Below are 18710 nucleotides of genomic sequence, written 5' to 3'. Positions count from 1 at the left end.
TTCGCTCGGCGGACGGACAAGGGGGGTAGTCGCATTGAGACCGAATCGTTGGCATGCCCCTGTCGTCCTTCTGTCATGACCCCCACAGCAACGCACCACCTATGAGGAGGACCCCTCACATGTCTGTGATGCGTGACTCGCGGCGAAGACTCGCCGCGGCCAGCGCCATAGCCGTCGCCGCGCTCTCGCTCGGCACGGTCTCCGCCCTTCCGGCCGTCGCGGCCGCCGCTGCGCCGGAAGGCGTCATCGAGAACGCCGGCGCCCCCGGCGCCATCAAGGGCAGCTACATCGTCACGCTCGACGAGTCCGAGGCAGACGCGGGCTCGAAGGCGGGCAAGGCTCTCGCGGCCGAGTACGGCGCGAAGATCAAGCGGACGTTCGACGCCGCGCTCAACGGCTACTCCGTGCAGCTCACCGAGGCGCAGGCCAAGAAGTTCGCGGCGGACCCGGCCGTCGAGTCCGTCGTGCAGAACCGCGTCTTCACGATCTCCGGCACGCAGCCGAGCCCGCCGTCCTGGGGCCTCGACCGGGTCGACCAGAGGGCGCTCCCGCTCAACCAGAGCTACACCTACCCCGACACCGCGGGTGAGGGTGTGACGGCGTACGTCATCGACACCGGCGTGCGCATCTCCCACAGCGACTTCGGCGGCCGCGCGTCCTACGGCTACGACGCCATCGACAACGACAACACGGCACAGGACGGCCACGGTCACGGCACGCACGTCGCCGGCACCGTCGCCGGGTCCTCCCACGGTGTGGCCAAGAAGGCCAAGATCGTCGGCGTCCGCGTGCTCGACAACTCCGGCTCGGGTACGACCGAGCAGGTCGTCGCCGGCATCGACTGGGTGACGCAGAACGCCGTCAAGCCGGCCGTCGCCAACATGAGCCTCGGCGGCGGCGTCGACACCGCCCTCGACACGGCCGTGCGCAACTCCATCGCCTCCGGCATCACCTACGCGGTCGCGGCGGGCAACGACGGGTCCAACGCCTCCAACTACTCGCCCGCGCGGGTGACCGAGGCCATCACCGTCGGCTCCACCACCAGCACCGACGCCCGTTCCAGCTTCTCCAACTACGGCAGCGTGCTGGACATCTTCGCCCCGGGCTCGTCGATCAAGTCGACCTGGAACACCAGCGACACGGCGACGAACACCATCTCCGGCACCTCGATGGCGACGCCGCACGTCGCGGGTGCGGCCGCGCTGTACCTGGCCGACAACAGGACCGCGACCCCGGCCCAGGTGTCCTCGGCCCTGACCGCCGCCGCCACCTCCGGCGTGGTGGGCAACCCGGGCACCGGCTCGGCCAACCGCCTGCTGTACGTCGGCGGCGGCAGCACCACCCCGCCCGGACCGAAGTTCGAGAACACCGGCGACTACGCGATCAACGACAACGCCACCGTCGAGTCGCCGATCACCGTCAGCGGTGTCACGGGCAACGCGCCCTCGAACCTCGCCGTCTCGGTCGACATCAAGCACACCTACATCGGTGACCTGAAGATCGACCTCGTCGCCCCCGACGGCTCGCTCTACAACCTGAAGGCCTACGGGTCCGGCGGCAGTGCGGACAACGTGATCACCACCTACACGGTGAACGCGTCGTCCGAGCCGGCCAACGGCACCTGGAAGCTGCGGGTGAGCGACAACGCGCGCTACGACACGGGCAGGATCGACGTCTGGGCGCTGCAGTTCTGAGCTCAGCCCTCGTAGGGATCTGACAATCGGGAGGGGCGGCCGTTCGCGGCCGCCCCTTTCTCCGTGTCGGGGTGTCCCGAGTGTCCGCCGCCTGCCGGCCGGCAGGCGTCCCGTCGCGGGGCGCACGGCTACCCGGGCTCCGAGGAGGCCGATGCGGACGTCCAGGAACGCTGCCGGGCGATCAACGACGCGTACGTCGCCCCCGCCGCGGTTCCGTCGAACGCCGAGCTGTACTACTACGTCCCCACCAAGGACAGTTGGCGGACCGGTGGCCGCACCCTGACCTGCGCCTGTGCGGCGACCGAGGGCAAGCTCACGGGAAGCCTGCAAGGCCGCGCGGCCGCCGACGATCCGAGGGCGACGGGGCCGGGATCTGAGCGCGTTCGGAACCCGGACGTACCGGCGGTAAACCGCCGTCGACCGGCAAATCATCACATCGAGTGAAACTTTGGCCCACACTTGCGGTCAACGACTAACGGTTGCCAGTCTGTTGCTGTCTGTCAACCTGTTGGGAGTGGCCAGTGTCATTCGGTGAGCAGCCCGCCTACTTGCGCGTTGCGAGCGATCTGCGGGAGAAGATCGTGAACGGCTCGCTGCCGCCGCACACCCGGCTTCCCTCGCAGGCGCGCATCCGCGAGGAGTACGGCGTCTCGGACACCGTCGCCCTCGAGGCCCGCAAGGTGCTCATGGCGGAGGGGCTCGTCGAGGGCCGTTCCGGATCCGGGACGTACGTGCGCGAGCGACCCGTTCCGCGGCGGGTGGCCCGTTCCGGGTTCCGGCCGCCGTCGGGCGCGAGTCCGTTCCGCCAGGAGCAGGCGGAGGGCGGTATCCGGGGTACCTGGGAGTCCAGCAGCGAGCAGGAGGGCGCGAGCCCGGAGATCGCCGCCCGGCTCGGCATCCAGCGCGGCGACCGGGTCATGCGCACCCGCTATCTCTACCGGGACGCGGGTGAGCCCATGATGATCTCCACCTCCTGGGAGCCCCTGGAGGTCACGGGCCGGACGCCGGTGATGCTCCCCGAGGAGGGACCGCTCGGCGGATGCGGTGTGGTCGAGCGCATGGCCGCCATCGACGTCGTCGTGGACAACGTGGTGGAGGAGGTCGGCGCGCGGCCCGGCCTCGCGGAGGAGCTGCTCGCGCTCGGCGGCGTACCGGGCCATGTGGTGATGGTGATCGAGCGGACGTACTACGCGTCGGGGCGCGCGGTCGAGACGGCGGACGTGGTCGTGCCGGCGGACCGTTACCGGGTCGCGTACCACCTTCCCGTGAAGTGAGGGTGTCGGCCCGGTCGGTGACGGCGCGTTCCTCGCCTTCGTGGCGCTGGAGGCGGTCGGCCGTTCCCATGCGGCCCGATCTGTTCGCTGTGTTGTTCCCTGGACGCCGCATGCGGTGACGCGTGCCGCAAGGAACCGGCCCGGGAACCGGTCCTGATGCCCCTGCCCACGGTGCGGGCCTGCTGAGGGAGCCCCGGCCGGGCAGCGCGCGATCGGGCCTTTCAGGCGGAACAGGGGGCGTATCCAGCCGGATGCGCCCCCTTCGCGTACCTCTTTGTGAAAACCCGTATCCGCTCAGTGAAGGTCAGGCGTACGCTTGGGCATATGCTGAGTGGGGTTTCAAGCATCAACTTACGGGCAGGCAGGGCGAGTCGAGGAGGGTCGCGATGAACGACGGCGGCGCCGCGCTCCCCTGGCAGGTCGTCCGCCAGGACGACAACGGCAACCGCTATCGCGTCGGCCGCTACGCCACGCGCGACGAGGCCCAGCAGATAGCGGACACCCTCGACGGCCGGGGCCACAAGCAGCTCTACTCGGTGGAGCGCGTCGGGCCGACGGGCCCCTGACAGCCGGCCGCCCGCGAATGCCGCAGTACGCTCCGGCACATGAGTGATCGCGTGGTGGTGGCCGGAGCCGTGTACGACCGGGGGCGGCTCCTCGCCGCCCGGCGCAGCGCCCCCGAGGAGCTGGCGGGCCGTTGGGAGCTGCCCGGCGGCAAGCTGGAGCCGGGGGAGAGCCCCGAGCAGGCGCTGGTGCGCGAGCTGCGCGAGGAGCTGGGCGTGGAGACCGAGCCGATGGAGCGCATCCCCGGCGAGTGGCCGCTGAAGCCAGGCTATGTGCTCCAGGTCTGGACGGTGCGGCTGGTCTCCGGCCGCCCCCGCGCCCTGCAGGACCATGACGAGCTGCGCTGGCTCGCGCCCCACGAGAGCGACGACGTCGACTGGCTCGACCAGGACCGGCCCGCGGTGGCGGAGGCCGCGCGCCTGCTGCTCTCGCGACCGGGGAACGGCACGACGCGGACCTGAGACGCGACCGGGCCCGGCCACGGATACCAGAGGGCCGGCGCGCGCCCGCGCCGCGGAGCCCGGCCGGCCGGGGCGGTGGTCACGCCAGCAGGCCGAGCAGCGTCCCGCGCGCCCGGGCCGGGCCGAACTCCGCTGTCAGGTGCGGCAGCGCCGACCGGACCAGCCGCTCGCACAGCGCGTCGTCCCTCATCAGCCGGACGATCTCCGCGGCGAGTTCCTGCGCGGTGTCGCCGATCAGCACCTGGGCGTCGTGCCGCAGGCCCATGCCCTCGAAGGCGAGGGATGTCCCGGCGACCGGCCGGCCGTGCTCCAGTGCCTCGCCGACCTTGCCCTTGACCCCGGCCCCGTACCGCAGCGGGGCGACCGCCACGCGTGCGGCCGCGTACAGCGGGGACAGGTCCTCCACCCAGCCGTGCACGGTGACCCCGTCCCCCGCCAGCGAGAGGACGGACTCCGGCGCCGCACCGCCCACCAGGTCCAGTTCCGCCTCCGGGATCTCCCGGCGGACCAAAGGCATGATGTCGCGGGCCAGCCACTGCGCGGCGTCCACGTTCGGCTCGTGCAGGTAGTGGCCGACGAACAGCACCCGGGAGCCGGCCGCCGTGCCCGGTGCGCCGTCCGTGACCGGGACGTGGATGTTGGAGAGCACCCGTACGTCCGCCTCCGGGACCAGTGAGCGCAGTGCGGCGCGCTCCTCGCCGGACACGACGAGGGTGACGTCGCACGTCCGGGCGAGGAACAGCTCCAGCGCCCGCGTGGACTCGGCCTGGGCCCGCAGCGCGAAGCGGTCGGTGCGGCCTTCGCGTTCGGCGAGGTCCGCGGCGCGGCCGAGGCGGCGGAAGTGGAGGTCCACGGTGTCGTACACCACCGTGCAGTGCGGCGCCGCGTCCCGTATCTCCCCGAGCAGCTGGATCGCGGGCTGCGGACGGCACAGCAGCGCCAGACCGATGCGGTGTCCCTGCTCGCGCAGGAACCGCAGCTGCCGCGCCCTCCCTCCGAGGACCGCGACTCCCAGCTCCTTCAGCCTTGTGGCGTACGGAACGTCGGTGTGGCCGTCCAGCGGGAAGACGATCACCTGGCGCCCGAGCCGTACCAGTTCCTCGATCATCCGGGACATCCGTACGGATCCCGAGTCCTGGTCCGGTGAGGGCAGCTGGTGGTCGACGACGAGGACGACGCCGGCCGTGCCGGGTGCCCGGTGCGCGTCGCTCATCGGCGCTCAGCCTGCCAGCAGCACGGTGAACAGGGCGGCGTCCAGGCCCTTGAACACCTCGCCCCAGGGGCCGTTCTCCGTGTGCTCCCGCACCAGCCGGGCAGCCTGCTCGGTGACGGCCTTCTTGTCCTCGTCCGGCAGCAGCGCGGGAAGGGCGCCGATCCCGTTGAGGATCATCACGAGCAGAAGGGTCGGCTCGTCGGGCTCCTGTCCGCCGACGACGGCGTCGCGGATGCGGTCCACGACGGCCTCTTCGTGCGAAGGGTCGCCGGAAGGCCATGAGTTGGTGTGAACGACCCCGAGGAAGCGTCCCTCCTCGTGCCGTACCAGGCCGCGGTCGGTCAGCGCGTCGAGCAGCGGGCGCCAGCACGCGTGGCCGATGTTCTCCGCGGCCCAGCCCAGCTTCCTGTCCTTGTCGGCGAGGACGGACAGGGCCTTGTCGAGCACGGCGTCACCAGTGGCCGCGGTGTCGCGCACGACGGGCCGGGCGGCCTTCGGGTCACCGGCGGGGACGTCGACGGTCACCTTGCCGGTACGGATCAGGTCCAGCAGGATCGCGCTGCCCACCGCGCGGTGGCGGCGGCCGAGGTCGACCGTGCTCCGGCCGGATTCGTTGTCGAGGAGCAGCAGGGCGAGGTCCTGGGCGAGGACGGACATGGGTGCCTCTTTCCGTTGGGTGGAGGGTGAATGAGACAGGGGCGGCGGGTTCAGACGGGCCGCTTCATCGCGTGCTCGCGCCGGTTGGCCATGACCGACCCGGACTCGCGGCGGGCCATCCGGCGCAGCACCATCGGCGCGACGAGCAGGCCCACGACCGCCCAGGCGCCGAGTACGCCGACGGTCTCCCAGTGCCGCCACGAGTCGCCGATCTCCGCCGTGACGGCCGAGTCGGGCAGGAGCGCGGCGCGGGCGGCCAGACCGAGCCAGTACAGCGGGAAGACCTCGGCCACGTGCTGGAGCCAGACGGGCAGGTGGGACGCCGGGTAGAAGATGCCGGAGATCGACGCGAGTCCGAACAGCGGCAGCATCACCAGGCCGAGGTTGCGGGGGCTCTCGATCAGCGAGCCCAGGATCGCGCCGACCGGCAGCATGGCGAGCAGTCCGAGAGGCAGCACCCAGGCGAGCGCGGTCCAGACCCCCGGGTCGGAGGCCGAGACGTCCGGCAGCATGACGATGCCGGTCAGGGTGACGACGGCGCAGGCGAACAGGACGGTCCCGGAGACGGCGACCAGCTTGCCGACCAGGTAGCTCGGCATGCCGTTGGGCAGGGCCTTGAGCCGCAGCAGGGTGCCGTCCTGGCGCTCCACGATCAGCTGCTGGGTCAGGCCGAGCATGCCGTTGAAGGCGACGCACATGCTCATCAGGCTGGGCAGCAGGAATCCGGCGACGGACATGCCGGTGCCCGCCAGTTCGTTGTCCCGGAGCATGTGCAGCGGCGCGAGCAGGCCGGCCAGCCAGACGAGGTTGCTGATCAGATCCTGCCTGGTCGTGGCCATCTGCTGCAGTTCGCGGCCGCCGCGGCGCAGCCCCTCGCGCAGCGTGTTCCGCAGCGGGCTCACGGGCGTGGTGGGCCCCTGAGCGGCGTCGGGCGGGGAGCCGGCGGGACGGGCGTATCCGGCAGGACGCGTACGGGTCGTCGGGCTCATCGCACCGCTCCCTCGAAGTGGCGGGCCGCCTCGTCCTCGCGACCGGCTTCGGCCTCCCTGACCATGGCCAGATAGACGTCCTCCAGGCCGACGCGCCGCACGTCGAGGTCGCTCACGTCGTCTCCGTACTCCTCGAAGAGCCGCCGGACGAAGCCGGTGACGTCGGATGTGCTGTGGCGGTGGGCGGTGCCGCCGCTGGTCCAGGTCACCTCGGCGTCCACGCCGACGCGGTGGGCGAGTTCGCCGACGGTGCCCTGCGCGATGATCCGGCCGCCGACGAGGATCAGGACGCGGTCGGCCAGCTTCTGCGCTTCCTGGAGGTCGTGCGTCGTGAGCAGGATCGTGTTCCGTGCCCGGGCCAGGGACCGCACCAGCGCGTGGAACTCCTGGCGTGCCTCGGGATCGAAGCCGACGGTGGGCTCGTCGAGGAAGAGCACCTCGGGGCGGCCGACGACGCCGAGCGCGATGTCGAGGCGGCGACGCTGCCCGCCGGACAGGCTCGTGATGCGCCGGCCCGCCTGCTCCGTCAGCCCGACGAGGGCGAGCAGTTCGTCGGCGTCCCACGGCCCGGGGTGTCCGGGAGTGGAGTACGGCCCGTAGAACGCGGCGAAGTGGCGCAGCAGTTCCCGGACGCGCCACTTGCCGTGGTCGCGCCACGACTGGAGGACGATCCCGAGGCGGGAGCGCCAGCGCTCGTCTCCTTCGGCCGGATCGCTGCCGAGGACCCGCACGGCCCCGGAGGACCGGTCCCGGAAGCCTTCCAGGATCTCGATGGTGGTGCTCTTGCCCGCGCCGTTGGGTCCCAGCAGCGCGACGACCTCGCCGCGGCGGACCTTGAAGTCCACACCGCGCAGCACCTCGTGGCTGCCGTACCGCATGTGCAGGTCACGCACATCGATGACGAGTGGTGTGGTGCTTCCGGTCGCCGGGGCGGCCGGCTCGACGGTCTCCGTCACCGGATCTCCCCCTGTTCCGTGCTTGTTCTCGTTCTCTTCGGGTGTGTCAGCGGGCCGTGACGGTCCGTCGTGTCCGCGAGCCCGGTCCGTCCTCGAGCACCGCTTCGACGACGTCGGCGGCGGCGCGGGCGCCACCCGCGGCTGCCATCTCCGCCCGGATGTCCGACAGGCGGGCGGCTGCCGACGCATCGGCCAGGAGGTCCCGCACCGCCGCGGCGAGGGACGCCGTGTCGGCGGTCCCGGGCGCGAGGACGCGGCCGACGCCGAGGGCCGCGACCCGTTCCGCGGTCACGAACTGCTCCACGGCCTGCGGCAGGACGACGAGCGGAACACCGTGCGCGAGACCCTCGAGCACGCTGCCGGTGCCGCCCGCGGTGACGAACACGTCGGCGTGGTCGAGCACCCTCATCTGCGGCACCCAGGTATGGACCTCGACGCCGTTCTCGCGGGCCAGGTCCCGCAGTTCGTCCGTCGTGGCGGCGTGGCCGGTGGCGACGACCACGTGCCGGCCGTCACCGAGGCCGCGCAGGGCACGGACGCATGCGCGGAAGATGTCCGTGCGCCGGTTGTACGTCGTCCCGAGCGAGACCAGCGCGGTCTTCCGCGCACCCGGCGGCGGGGACCAGTCGCCGTGCGCCCGCCGCTGTCCGGCGACCGGCCCGACGAAGACGTGCCGGTCGCTGATCTCCTCCGGCCGGAACTGAAGCGACCGCGGCATGGCCACCACGCACGGCACCTCATGTGCCAGTGCCGCCGCGCCCGTGCCCACCGCGGGTCCCGCGACAGCGTCGGGGAAGGCGTGCGTCGGCGAGAACTGGACCTCGCCCGCGCCCCAGCGGCGGGCCAGCAGCGGGGCGTGGCCGGTCACCGTGTCGTACACGACGAAGTCGGGGACGTCCTGTGCGTACGCCCCGGCCAGCTGGGGGAGTGCCGCCGCGCACTCGCGGTCGAAGGCGGCCACGGCGAGTGTGCCGTCGTCCTCGGCGGGCAGCCAGTCGCCGAAGGCCCCCCGCAGGGAGGGGAAGGTGGAGCGGTAGCCGACGGCCTCGGCGCCGGTCTCCTCGACCAGCGGGACGAAGTCGTCACCGGTGGCGAAGGTGACCCGGTGGCCGCGTGCGGTCAGTTCGGCCGCGAGGCCGAGCATCGGGTTCACATGGCCGTGCAGTGGCACGGACATCAGGGCGATGTGCGCGCCCGGGGCTTCGTGCATGGACAGCTCTTCCCTTGTGTGCGGTGCGTGCGGCGCGGTCCTCAGCTCTCCGTGCCGCCCGGAGCGGTCGCGGCCTCCGCGATGATCCGCAGATGTGCCAGATGGGCGGCCAGGGCGGTACGGCCCTCGGGGGTGAGGCTCAGCCAGGCCCGCACGCGGGAGTTGAGCGGTTCCTTGCGCAGCGTCACGTACCCGGCCGTCTGAAGGATCTTCACCTGCTTGCTGAGCACGGAGTCGCTCAGACCCAGTTCGTCCCGCACGGCGGAGAAGGCGAGCGAGTCCACCGGCGCCAGCATGGAGCAGATCCGCAGCCGGTTGATCGGGTGGATCACCTCGTCGAACACCGGCTGGATCACGCCCGCAGCTCCTCGGTCACGGCCCGGTCCAGCCTGCGGCCGGCGACCACCGTGGCGACCAGGGCGACCACTCCGCACGCCGCCATGGACCACCGCAGGTCCGCGCCCCATTCCAGGACGAGACCAAGGGCGATGAGTGTCACCAGGAGAGGGCCGAGGACGGAGGTGATCCGGCGTGCCCCGGGCGTGGCGTAGTAGCGGTTGAACGACACGCCCGTGGCGTGGCCCGCGGCCATCGTCAGCAGCGTCGGCCCCAGCGAGATGCCGAGCACGACGCCGAACGGGATGAGGTCCCAGTCGATGCTGACCGAGGCGAAGGCGAACAGGAAGCAGCCGCCGACCGCCGGGTAGTACCACCGCGGGGCGGCGGCTCGGGCGGCGACTCCCGCCCTGGCGGCCCCGGCCTGCGCGAGCGCTTGTCGCGCCTCCTCCGAATTCATCGCGTCCCCTTCCGTCCGGCAGCGGCCCCCTTCGGCGATCCGCCACTTTCCATGGTGGAAACAGTAGCCTTCTCTTTCCGGAGTGGCAAGGGGAGGAGCGTGCTGTCCGACGCCCTGGCCGGAAGCTTGGGCGTGTCACCGGTCGGCCTCCAACTCGCCTGCCAGCGCCTGCTGTTCGACGTCTCCCAGGGCGACGACGGTGTTCGTTACGGGTACGAAGAGGGCCTTGGCCGCCGACGCCACCTCCTCGCCCGTTGTCGCACCGAGGAGCTGGGGCCTGCTGATCACCCACTCCAGTCCTCGGCCGGAGATCATGGTGTGCCGCAACGCGTCCGCCAGCAGCCCCGGTGAGTCGAAGGCCGTCAGCAACTGGGCGCCGCAGTACCGCCGGACGACATCCAGCTCGTCCCGCGTCGGCGGTACGGCCGCCAGAGCGGCCGCCTCCTCCCGTACGTCGTGCAGGGCCTGGGCCACCTCGGCGCGTGGCGCGGTCACCCGGACCAGGGCCCGCGCCCGGTCGGCGACGACATCCCGCGCCGCGAACATCACGTGCCCGGCACGGCCCAGCCGTCGGCAGCGCTCGGCCAGCCGCGCCCCGTAGTGGCCGCCGAGCAGGGCGGTGGCCAGATAGCGAGCGGGGACGTCGTCGCTGTGGGCCGGTTCCGGTGCGCACAGGGTCATGCCCACGGCACCGCCCGCCGACGGCTCGCGCACGACCAGCACCACAGGTGCGTCCGCCGTACCGGGGGGCCCGGTCCCGGTCGTCGGCGCGTCGGCCCTCTCCGCCGCGGCCGACGAGGCCCAGGGGCCGAGCAGCCGGGCGGCCTCCTCCGCCGCTCGCTCCGGCTCCACGTCACCGACCACGACGAACACCGTGCCCTTGGGCGCCAGCATCCGGCGATACAGGGCGGTGGGCGGAAGAACGTCGTCCGCGTCGCCGCCCAGCCAGTGGAGTCGCAGCGCCTGGTCCATCCGCTGCTCCGGCGACAGGCGGGGTGCGACGGCGGCGGCCGGGGGGAAGGCGTCGGGCAGCGGCGGTGGTTCGAGCAGGTCCGCGACGATGCGCAGCAGATTGCTGTACGCCTCACGCGGTGCCCATCCGCCGATGTCCACCCACTGGCCTCCGGTGGACACCCGCAGCTCGCCGCCGAGGCGCCGGGCGCGGGCGGACGCCCCGGTGGCGGCGTCGGCGCGGCGCAGCAGCCACGCGGACTCGGCCGGCCTGCGCCAGCCGTCGGGGCCGAGCGGCACCCTCAGCCGCACCTCCACCAGGCCGGCGCGCCGGTCCGGCACGGCCAGCACCCGCGGTCCGCCCGCCAGGACGGTCTCCTTCGCCCCCGTGAAGCGCGGCCCGACGGGCTCGCCGGGCGGCGGCAGAGGCCGCGGCCCGAGGGACGTGCGCCCCAGCTCGACGGCGCCGCGCGGGGCGAGGGCCTGGGCGGTGCTCGTTCCAAGCGATGCACAGAGAAAGGCAGTTGGCGCGCCGCCGACCTTCGCTTCCCGCGCTGATGCGCTGCGCACGGGTGCGTCAACGGCCGGCACGGCGGGCGCCGGCGTGCCTGGTGCGGGTGCGTCCTGCCCCGGTTCCCCCTGTGCCCGTACGGTGGGTGGGCGTCGCGCTGCCGGTGCGGCGGGAGCGGCGTGCGTTGACGCGCCGGGCGCTGGTGCGACCTGCGCCGGCGCGGCGGGTGTGGTCGCGCTGTGCGCTGTTGGTGCGGCGGGCGTTGCGGCGGGCGTTGTGTGCCTCGGTGTGTCGTGTGCGGGAGAGCCCTGCGCCGGCGCGGCGGTGGCCTCGGACAGTGGCGCGCCTTGGGTCAACGGCGCAGGCGTTCCGGGCCTCGGCGCGCCCGCCGCAGGCGTGGCCGACGTCGCCGCGGCCTGCGCAGGCGCGGCCTCCGTCCGCGTCGGTGGCTCCGCCCCCTCCGCCGGTACGGCCTCCGGCTCCAGCACCAGGACCGCCCGGGGTGCGGCGGCCAGTGCGGTGGCCGCTTGCGCGAGGTCGTCGGAGGCGATCGCCTCGACCAGTCCGGGCAGCTCGTCGACGAGTTCCGCGCGGCCGAACAGCAGCTCCAGCCGGCCCAGCGCACGGCAGCGCTGCTGGAGGTCGGCGTGCTCGCGCCGCAGGCGCGAGGCGAGGGAGCGGACCGCCCCCTCGGCCGCGCCGGCCACCGTCCGCGGGTCGCCGTGCCGGGCCCACCACGCGGTGAGCCGGTCGGTGAACTCGCCGGCCGTCAGTCCCCGCGGCAGCAGCGACGTGACCACCAGCGCGTCGGGCCCCCGCGCGTCGAGCGGACCGAAGAAGCCGCAGCCCGCGCTCACGGGTGCCGCGAGTTCCTGGGCGGCCGAGCGCTGTGTCAGCTCTGCGAGCACCATGTGGGCCAGGTACGCGCCGGGTCGTGCCGCCGGGTCCGGCAGCCGGTGGCCGACCGCGACCGCCGTACGGGGCACCCCCGCGACCGTGCGGCGCAGCCGCCGCTCACCGGTGGGCAGCGGCTCGTCGAGCGGCGGCGGCTCGGCCGTCGCGCGGCGGGGGATGTCGCCGAAGTGCCGTTCCACCAGCGGCCAGACGTCCTCGGGCCGGTGCGGACCGACGACCGTCACCACGGCGTTGGACGGGGTGTAGTACGCCTCGAAGAAGCGCGCACAGTCCTCGACCGTGACCCGGCCCAGCTCCCGCGCGTCGCCGTAGCCGTCGTGCGCGCTGGCGAAGTCGCGGAACATCACCTGCGGCAGCAGCGGCCACGGCAGCCCGCCGTACGGCCGGCCGTCCCGCATGTGCTCGATCTCCCGTGCCACCTCGGCGAGTTGGGCGGCGAGCTGGCCGGGGGTGAAGCGGGGCGCCCGCATCCGGTCGGCCTCGCGGAACAGCGCCTGCTCCAGCGCCTGCGCGGGCACGGTCTGGAAGTAGTCCGTGTAGTCCTGGTGCGTCGTGCCGTTGGCCGCGCCCGCGAGCGGGTGCAGCGCGTCGTAGAAGGCACCGTCCGGGAGGCTTTCGCTGCCCCGGAACATCAGATGCTCGAAGAGGTGGGCCATGCCCTCCTGGCCCGGACGCTCGGAACGGAAGCCCGCTCCGTAGTGCACGGCGACGGCCGTACGGGGCGTGGGCCAGTGCGGGGCCAGGACGATGCGCAGCCCGTTGGCCAGCGTGCGCCGGTGCGGGCCGCCCGCCGCGCCGGCGTCCGGTGTCGGGTGAGGGCTGGTCATGTAAGTGCTCCTGACAGCGGTCAGAGGTCCAGCAGGAACATCACGAACCCCGTGTACTTCTCGAAGTTCTTCTCGTCCCAGCCGACATAGGCGGTGTAGTCGTGCAGATGCAGCAGGACGCGCAGGGCCGCCAGGCGCGGCCAGGTGTCGCCGAGGTCGCGGCCGTAGCCCTCGAACAGCGCGTTCAGCAGGAGGGGCCAGGCGGGACCGCTGTCGCCGCGGTACCACTTGAGTTCGACGAGTTCGCCCAGGGTCCAGCCGAGGTCCAGGTACCACGGGGCCAGGCAGACGTCCTCGCCGATCAGCATGTCGGCGGCACCCGGCGATGTGCCCTCCGCGGGGACGAGGGAGCCGAGGGCCGGCGCGCCGTGGCACAGCACCCGGTCCCCGTCCGCCGCGATGCGCTCGCACAGCTCGTGGAGCGCCGCCATGCGCACCTCGCCCAGCCGGGGCCGCAGCAGCGACTCGGCGTAGGCCGCGCGCGGTTCGGGTGAGCGCCCCGCCAGCCAGTCGGTGAACCGGTCCAGGCCGCGGGGCGCGGTTCGGAGCGCGTCGGCGGCCGAGGGCGGGACGGGGGTGTCGTGCAGGGCCCGCAGCGCACGGCCGAGGCCCCGCAGCAGCTCCGCCAGGCCGTCGTCCGGGCCGTGGTGGAGCAGCCGGCCGGCGGCCGACTCGGGGCCGCGCACCCGGTAGACGCGTCCGGCGCCGTCGCCGGTGACTGTGCCGGGCGCCCACAGGACGTGCCGGCCTGCGCACCCCGCCGCGATCAGCGCGTCGAGGTCCGGGACGGGGGCGGCGAACGGCGCCGGCGCCTGCGGGCCGGGGCGGCGCACCCATGTGTAGCCGCCGCCCTCCGTGCCGCCGGTCACCCGGGTGCGCAGGAGTCCGGTGCCGAAGTCCCTGCCAGCCGCGGCCCGTTCGGGTGCCGCGGCGCCGGTCTCCGTCGCTGTCGGGCCCGCTGCCGTGCTGTTCATGCCCCTGCCCCCGCTCCTGCTGTCGACCCGGCCTCGGCCCCGGCGCCGCTCGCCGCTGCCGGCGTACGGGCGGACGCCGTCCGGCCCCCGTGCACCGCCGCGTCGGCGCCGTCGGCCAGCAGGGCCGCGTACGGGGTCGTGCCCGGGCCGTCCGCCGCGGCGGCGCGCTCCCTCTCCCGGGCCGTTCTGCGGTCCTCGATCCGCCGCACCACATCGCTGATCGGCGGCGGTACCCAGCCGTCCTCGCGCCCGGTGGTCAGGCTGTAGCCCGGGACGGGCGGCACCAGCACCGCGTTGGGGCGCGCCGCGAGCGCCGCCCAGTGCGCGCGGAACGCGGGGCTGTCGAAACCGCCGGGCGGCAGCGACGGCGCGACGGCCACCAGCGCGTCGGTGCACTGGAGGGCCAGCAGCGCCGGGGTGTCGGCGAGGCCGAGCGCGAGCCGTGCCGTGAAGTGGAACGTCGACGGATAGACGAGGACCGCCTCCGCCCACTGCGCGTACTCCACATGGCGGGCGTCGTCGCATTCCTCCCACGCGTCGGTGTCCACCCCGCCGTCCACCCGCAGACCGAGCGAGAGCGGGGTGACGAAGCGCTGCGCGCTGCGGCTCATCACCACCCGCACGGTCAGCTCGGGGTAGCCCTGGCGCAGCCAGGTCAGCCACTGGGGCAGTCCGGCCGCCGTCGTCGAGCCGGTGACCACCAGCAGCAGCCGGCGGATGCCGAAGGGCGGCACGGTCAGCGCGTCGGCGGTCGCCTCGGGGCCGCCCGCGTCCGGTCCAGACGCCTTCGGACCGCCCCGCCCGGCGGGTCCCGGGTGCGGCCCGTGCCCGCCCGGTGTCGCGGGCACGGTCATGCCGCGTCCACCAGTCGCAGCAGCTGCTCCAGTTCCCGCAGTGCCGCCGTGCCGCCCTGTGTCAACGCGACACCCGTGACGTTGAACACGATCTCGTCGGCCCCGGCGTCGGCGAACTCCCGCAGTTTGTCGCGCAGTTCGCTCTCGTTGCCGAACAGGAACGCGTTTCCGCCGACCAGCGCCTTGCCGCTGGCCTCCGGGTCGGCCCTCATGTCGACGTCGATGCCGGACCGGCTGAGCATGTCGGTGTAGTGCGGCAGGCTCATGTGGCCGGAGTTGCCCGCCAGCGCCAGCTTCGTCGCGTCACGCTCCGGCCCGTCCAGCGCGACGGGCACCATCGCCACGACCCGCGGCATCGCACGCCCGGCTCGCTCCGCACCCGCGCGCAGGGCGGGGACGACCGTGTCCTTGAGATAGGCGGCCGGGGTCAGCCAGGTGATGGCCACGTCGGCCACCTCCCCGGCGAGCTCCGCCATCCGGGGGCGCAGCACCCCGAGACCGATCTCGACCGGGGGCAGCGGCAGCCGCGGCAGCACGGCGCTGCAGCTGTAGAACTCGCCCTCGTGGTCGGCCTTCCCGTCGGTGAGCAGCCCGCGCAGGATCGTGACGTAGTCGCGCACCGCGCCGAGCTGGCTCCGGTACGGCGAGCCGAGAATGCTGCGCTGCAGCACCTTGGCGCCGGGACCGTAGCCGGCCACCACCGAGTGCCCCATCGCGGCCGCCAGGCTCTGGGCGCGCAGGGCCGCGTCGTACGGATGGCAGAAGGGCATCAGCGACACCGAGGTGCCGACGGGGACCCGGAAGCCGGTGGCGGCGGCGTAGCTGAACGCCTGGTGCGTGTCGCTGGCCGTGCCCTGGCCCTGCCAGAGCCGGACGGCCCTGCTCCACTGCGCGAGCGCGGCGAACGGCAGCAGCTGCTCGGGCCGGGTCGGGACGAACGGAACGAGAAACGAGTGGTCTGTCATGCCGGCATTCCCGCCTTCACAGTCGTTCGGCCGCCGTCCCCGGCGGTCAGCATCTGGCCGTGCACCAGCTGGGCGTACGCCGGGCACTCGTGCATCAGGGTGGCGTGGTCGCCCTCGCCCACGGTGCGGCCGGCCTCGAAGACGATCACGTGGTCGGCGTGCTGCACGGTCGAGATCCGGTGGGCGACGACGAGCAGGGCACGCTCCCGGGAGAGTTCGTCCACGAGGTCGCGGAGCTTCTGTTCGTTGATGCTGTCCAGCTGCGACGACGGCTCGTCGAGGAGCACCAGGTCCGCGTCGGTGAGCATCGCGCGGGCGATGGCGAGGCGCTGGCGCTGGCCGCCGGACAGGTCGACGTTGCCCGCGAGGACGGTGTCCAGGCCCTGCGGTGTGCGGCCGAGCTCGGTGGCGAGCCCCACACGGTCGAGGACCCGCAGCAACTCCTCGTCGGACACCGCCGACGGATCGCGGCCGAGGGTGAGGTTGGCGCGGATGGTGTCCTGGACGAGGGTCGAGGACTGGTCGACATACGCCATCCGGCCGCGCAGTTCCGACAGCGGCCACTGCGACGTGTCCCGCCCGAAGATCTCGACGCTGCCGCTGTCGGCGGTGGCGAACCGCTGCATCAGCTCCAGGCTGGTCGTCTTGCCCGAGCCGGACAGGCCGACCATCGCGGTCAGGCCCCGCGCCGGTACGTGGAAGTCGGCGCCGCGCAGCACCGGATTGGCGCCGTAGCTGAAGTGCACCTGGTCGAACCGGACGGCGGGGGCGGCGGAGCCCGCGTGCTCATCGGCCTGGGGGGCCGGGCCGGCGTCACCGTCCTGCTCCCTGTCCTTGGCGAACAGGCTGGTGAAGCGCTCGCGTGCGACGACGCCCATCTTCAGCGCGGTCACGGACGAGGCGATCATCATCAACGGTCCGGTCAGCTGGAGGAGATAGAGCAGGAACGCCACGAAGTCGGCCAGCGACAGCCTGCCGTCGAGCATCCGCGCACCGCCGCCGGTGATCACCGCGACCAGGGCGATCTGCTGCCCCAGCGTGATCGTCGGCATCATCAGCGCTTCCATCCGCGCCGCGGCGATCTCCCGCCGCGCCACGCCCTCGGCATGCTCGGCCAGGTCGTCGCCGACCTGCCGCTCCGCCCGGTACGCCTTGATCACCTTCACGGCGTCGGTGGCGGCGATGTAGCGCTGGGCCAGGCCGCTCGTGGCCTCCTGCACGGCGACGTAGCTGTGCCGGAGCCCCTTGACCACGGCGAAGATCAGTGCCGCGGCGACCAGGAACGCCCCGAGCGTGACGAGGAGCAGCATCCAGTCGATGAACCCCATGATCACCAGCGTGCCCACGGTCGTCAGCGCGGCCATCGGCAGCTGGACGGGGCCGGCGTCGATGAGCTTCTTCACCCGCGCGGTGTCCGCGGTGATGCGGGCCACCAGGTTGCCGCTGCCCTCCTGCCGGATGTCGGGCACCCGCATGCCCAGCGTGTGCCGCATCGTCCGCACCCGCAGCCGGCAGATCATCTGCTGGCCGAGCCGGGACAGCAGGAACGTCGCACCGGCTCCGGCGAGCGCGGAACCGAGGCCGAGCCCGACGAGGAGCCAGGTGTAGGCGCTCAGCCCGTTCTCGTCGAGCGAGGCGATCAGTTTGCCCACGGCCCAGGGCAGCGCCAGCGTGGAGGCGGTGGAGAGCAGGGCCATCAGGGCGATCAGGGCGAGCTGGCCACCCCGGTCCGCGGCCAGCTCCCGCATGATGCGGAAGTCCCGGTCGGGCGCGGGCGCGCCCGCCTTGTGTGTCGTCGTCCGGTCAGCCACGGTCGCCGCTCCTCTCCCGGCACGCGTCCGCATCCCCGGCGGTGACCGGGCCCGGACGGGGGGTCAGCTCCAGCAGGGACCGGAGGCCGGTGGTCGGGCCCCGCCAGGTGATGTCGAGCCCGGCTCGGTCGCAGAGCCTCTCCAGGTCCGCGACGGACCGCGAGGGCGCGGGCATCATCGAGCGGTACTGGAGTTCGGTGGCGGGTCCGTGGGCCGGCATGGCCACGTCGGCAAGCAGCACCTTGCCGTTCGTACCGGCGGCCTCGCGGCAGCGTGCCAGGATCCGTACGGCGTCGTCGTCGGCCCAGTCGGCGAGGATCGCGGAGAGCAGATAGACGTCGGAGCCCTTGGGCAGCGGGTCGAAGAAGCTGCCGACGACGGCGGTCGCGCGGTCGGCCACGTCGCTGCGTGCGAACCGGGCGCCGGCCTGCTCGGAGACGTTCCTGAGATCGACGAGCGTGCCCCTCAGGTGCGGGTGCGCCCGCAGCAGCCCCATCAGGATGGCGCCGAGGTGGCCGCCGACGTCCACGACGCTGGTGACGCCGCTCCAGTCGTAGTCGGCGACGATGTGCTGCGCGCCCCAGCCCAGCGGCTGGTCCTGGGTGGCGTCCACGGCGCGGGCCTGCTCGGCCCATTCCGCCGCGAAGGCGGGGTCGTTGTTGACGGTTTCCCAGTAGCCGCCGCCGGGGCCCGCGGCGTGCGCGGGCTCGCCGGTGCGCACGGTGTGGTCGAGGTGGAGCAGGGCCTGGGTGCCTCGGCCGATCATGCTGTCGTTGCGGAGCACCTGGCGCAGGCTGGTGGGGTGGTCGCTCAGCAGCGGCTCGCCGAGCGGGGTCAGTGCGAAGTGCCGATCGCCGTCCTCGGCCGAGCTGGTCAGCAGGCCGGTGTCGACGAGGTGGCGCAGCAGCGAGTCCGTGACGTCCGGTTGGGTGCCCGCCTTCTCGGCGACGGCGGCGGAGGTGGTCGCGCCGGCGCGGATGTGGTCCGCGAGGCCGAGTGTGGCCGCGGCGCGGATGGCGGCAGGTGTCAGCAGATCCGCCAGGGACAACAGTTTCTCGTAGGGCTGGGGCTCTGCCATCTTTCGCCGC

General features: G+C 73.2%; 18 protein-coding genes. 5 read left to right on the top strand and 13 right to left on the bottom strand.

Translation table 11 applies throughout. From position 1 onward, the window contains the following. The first annotated feature begins 119 nt into the window (after positions 1-119). The 5 genes from HW130_RS18390 (at position 120) to HW130_RS18370 (ending at position 3993) form a co-directional block, all read left to right on the top strand. Positions 120-1694 carry a S8 family peptidase gene (locus HW130_RS18390; RefSeq protein ID WP_177150699.1) on the top strand — a complete coding sequence of 525 codons (1575 nt, stop codon included), beginning with the start codon at positions 120-122 and terminating at the stop codon, positions 1692-1694. 63 nt (positions 1695-1757) lie between these two features. Then, positions 1758-2138, top strand: a complete 381-nt coding sequence (locus tag HW130_RS18385; RefSeq protein ID WP_177150698.1) for a hypothetical protein — start codon at positions 1758-1760, stop codon at positions 2136-2138. A gap of 77 nt (positions 2139-2215) precedes the next feature. After that, positions 2216-2968: a GntR family transcriptional regulator gene (locus tag HW130_RS18380; protein WP_177150697.1), complete on the top strand. Its 753-nt coding sequence runs from the start codon at positions 2216-2218 to the stop codon at positions 2966-2968. A gap of 386 nt (positions 2969-3354) precedes the next feature. After that, positions 3355-3534 (top strand): SPOR domain-containing protein, encoded by a 180-nt coding sequence (locus tag HW130_RS18375; protein ID WP_177150696.1) that lies wholly within the window; start codon positions 3355-3357, stop codon positions 3532-3534. A gap of 39 nt (positions 3535-3573) precedes the next feature. After that, a complete protein-coding gene (locus HW130_RS18370; RefSeq protein WP_177150695.1) occupies positions 3574-3993 on the top strand; it encodes a (deoxy)nucleoside triphosphate pyrophosphohydrolase in 420 nt (139 codons plus the stop codon). 79 nt (positions 3994-4072) lie between these two features. Here HW130_RS18370 and HW130_RS18365 read toward each other — a convergent pair whose 3' ends face one another. The 13 genes from HW130_RS18365 to HW130_RS18305 form a co-directional block, all read right to left on the bottom strand. Beyond that, positions 4073-5206, bottom strand: coding sequence for a glycosyltransferase (locus tag HW130_RS18365; protein WP_177150694.1), 1134 nt, complete (start codon positions 5204-5206; stop codon positions 4073-4075). Positions 5207-5212: 6 nt separating this feature from the next. After that, positions 5213-5863 carry a GPP34 family phosphoprotein gene (locus HW130_RS18360; RefSeq protein WP_177150693.1) on the bottom strand — a complete coding sequence of 217 codons (651 nt, stop codon included), beginning with the start codon at positions 5861-5863 and terminating at the stop codon, positions 5213-5215. A 50-nt stretch (positions 5864-5913) separates the two neighbouring features. Further along, a complete protein-coding gene (locus HW130_RS18355; RefSeq protein WP_218183663.1) occupies positions 5914-6852 on the bottom strand; it encodes an ABC transporter permease in 939 nt (312 codons plus the stop codon). Beyond that, the gene (locus HW130_RS18350; RefSeq protein WP_177150801.1) at positions 6849-7730 is read right to left on the bottom strand and encodes an ABC transporter ATP-binding protein; all 882 of its coding nucleotides are present in this window, start codon (positions 7728-7730) and stop codon (positions 6849-6851) included. The genes HW130_RS18355 and HW130_RS18350 overlap by 4 nt, the downstream gene beginning before the upstream one ends. Positions 7731-7854: 124 nt before the next feature. Beyond that, positions 7855-9018: a nucleotide disphospho-sugar-binding domain-containing protein gene (locus HW130_RS18345; RefSeq protein WP_177150692.1), complete on the bottom strand. Its 1164-nt coding sequence runs from the start codon at positions 9016-9018 to the stop codon at positions 7855-7857. Positions 9019-9059: 41 nt separating this feature from the next. After that, entirely contained in the window at positions 9060-9374 is a 315-nt protein-coding gene (locus HW130_RS18340) for a transcriptional regulator (protein WP_309140472.1), read from the bottom strand. After that, on the bottom strand, positions 9371-9814 hold the full coding sequence (locus HW130_RS18335) for a hypothetical protein (protein ID WP_177150690.1): 444 nt from the start codon (positions 9812-9814) through the stop codon (positions 9371-9373). Before HW130_RS18335 ends, HW130_RS18340 begins: the two co-directional genes overlap by 4 nt. 135 nt (positions 9815-9949) lie before the next feature. Next, positions 9950-13018, bottom strand: a complete 3069-nt coding sequence (locus HW130_RS18330) for a M16 family metallopeptidase (protein ID WP_177150689.1) — start codon at positions 13016-13018, stop codon at positions 9950-9952. A gap of 20 nt (positions 13019-13038) precedes the next feature. Then, complete coding sequence (locus HW130_RS18325; RefSeq protein WP_177150688.1) at positions 13039-13992, bottom strand: phosphotransferase; 954 nt, start codon at positions 13990-13992, stop codon at positions 13039-13041. Continuing rightward, a complete protein-coding gene (locus HW130_RS18320) occupies positions 13989-14846 on the bottom strand; it encodes a flavoprotein (protein WP_177150687.1) in 858 nt (285 codons plus the stop codon). The genes HW130_RS18325 and HW130_RS18320 overlap by 4 nt, the downstream gene beginning before the upstream one ends. Continuing rightward, positions 14843-15811 carry an LLM class flavin-dependent oxidoreductase gene (locus HW130_RS18315; protein WP_177150686.1) on the bottom strand — a complete coding sequence of 323 codons (969 nt, stop codon included), beginning with the start codon at positions 15809-15811 and terminating at the stop codon, positions 14843-14845. The genes HW130_RS18320 and HW130_RS18315 overlap by 4 nt, the downstream gene beginning before the upstream one ends. After that, positions 15808-17622 carry an ABC transporter ATP-binding protein gene (locus HW130_RS18310; RefSeq protein ID WP_309140470.1) on the bottom strand — a complete coding sequence of 605 codons (1815 nt, stop codon included), beginning with the start codon at positions 17620-17622 and terminating at the stop codon, positions 15808-15810. Before HW130_RS18310 ends, HW130_RS18315 begins: the two co-directional genes overlap by 4 nt. Further along, positions 17615-18700, bottom strand: a complete 1086-nt coding sequence (locus HW130_RS18305) for a methyltransferase (RefSeq protein ID WP_177150684.1) — start codon at positions 18698-18700, stop codon at positions 17615-17617. Before HW130_RS18305 ends, HW130_RS18310 begins: the two co-directional genes overlap by 8 nt. Positions 18701-18710: the final 10 nt, after the last annotated feature.

The sequence above is a fragment of the Streptomyces sp. PKU-EA00015 genome (assembly GCF_013387495.1).
Classification (GTDB): Bacteria; Actinomycetota; Actinomycetes; order Streptomycetales; family Streptomycetaceae; genus Streptomyces.
Note: the sequence above shows the minus strand (reverse complement) of the source record. Positions and strands in the feature narration are given on the sequence as shown.

Coding starts and splice junctions, on each gene's coding strand:
- HW130_RS18355 (WP_218183663.1), bottom strand. CDS start 6,852: ATGAGCCCGACGACCCGTACGCGTCCTGCCGGATACGCCCGTCCCGCC.
- HW130_RS18315 (WP_177150686.1), bottom strand. CDS start 15,811: ATGACAGACCACTCGTTTCTCGTTCCGTTCGTCCCGACCCGGCCCGAG.
- HW130_RS18365 (WP_177150694.1), bottom strand. CDS start 5,206: ATGAGCGACGCGCACCGGGCACCCGGCACGGCCGGCGTCGTCCTCGTC.
- HW130_RS18390 (WP_177150699.1), top strand. CDS start 120: ATGTCTGTGATGCGTGACTCGCGGCGAAGACTCGCCGCGGCCAGCGCC.
- HW130_RS18360 (WP_177150693.1), bottom strand. CDS start 5,863: ATGTCCGTCCTCGCCCAGGACCTCGCCCTGCTGCTCCTCGACAACGAA.
- HW130_RS18335 (WP_177150690.1), bottom strand. CDS start 9,814: ATGAATTCGGAGGAGGCGCGACAAGCGCTCGCGCAGGCCGGGGCCGCC.
- HW130_RS18375 (WP_177150696.1), top strand. CDS start 3,355: ATGAACGACGGCGGCGCCGCGCTCCCCTGGCAGGTCGTCCGCCAGGAC.
- HW130_RS18320 (WP_177150687.1), bottom strand. CDS start 14,846: ATGACCGTGCCCGCGACACCGGGCGGGCACGGGCCGCACCCGGGACCC.
- HW130_RS18305 (WP_177150684.1), bottom strand. CDS start 18,700: ATGGCAGAGCCCCAGCCCTACGAGAAACTGTTGTCCCTGGCGGATCTG.
- HW130_RS18325 (WP_177150688.1), bottom strand. CDS start 13,992: ATGAACAGCACGGCAGCGGGCCCGACAGCGACGGAGACCGGCGCCGCG.
- HW130_RS18345 (WP_177150692.1), bottom strand. CDS start 9,018: ATGCACGAAGCCCCGGGCGCGCACATCGCCCTGATGTCCGTGCCACTG.
- HW130_RS18350 (WP_177150801.1), bottom strand. CDS start 7,730: ATGCGGTACGGCAGCCACGAGGTGCTGCGCGGTGTGGACTTCAAGGTC.
- HW130_RS18370 (WP_177150695.1), top strand. CDS start 3,574: ATGAGTGATCGCGTGGTGGTGGCCGGAGCCGTGTACGACCGGGGGCGG.
- HW130_RS18330 (WP_177150689.1), bottom strand. CDS start 13,018: ATGACCAGCCCTCACCCGACACCGGACGCCGGCGCGGCGGGCGGCCCG.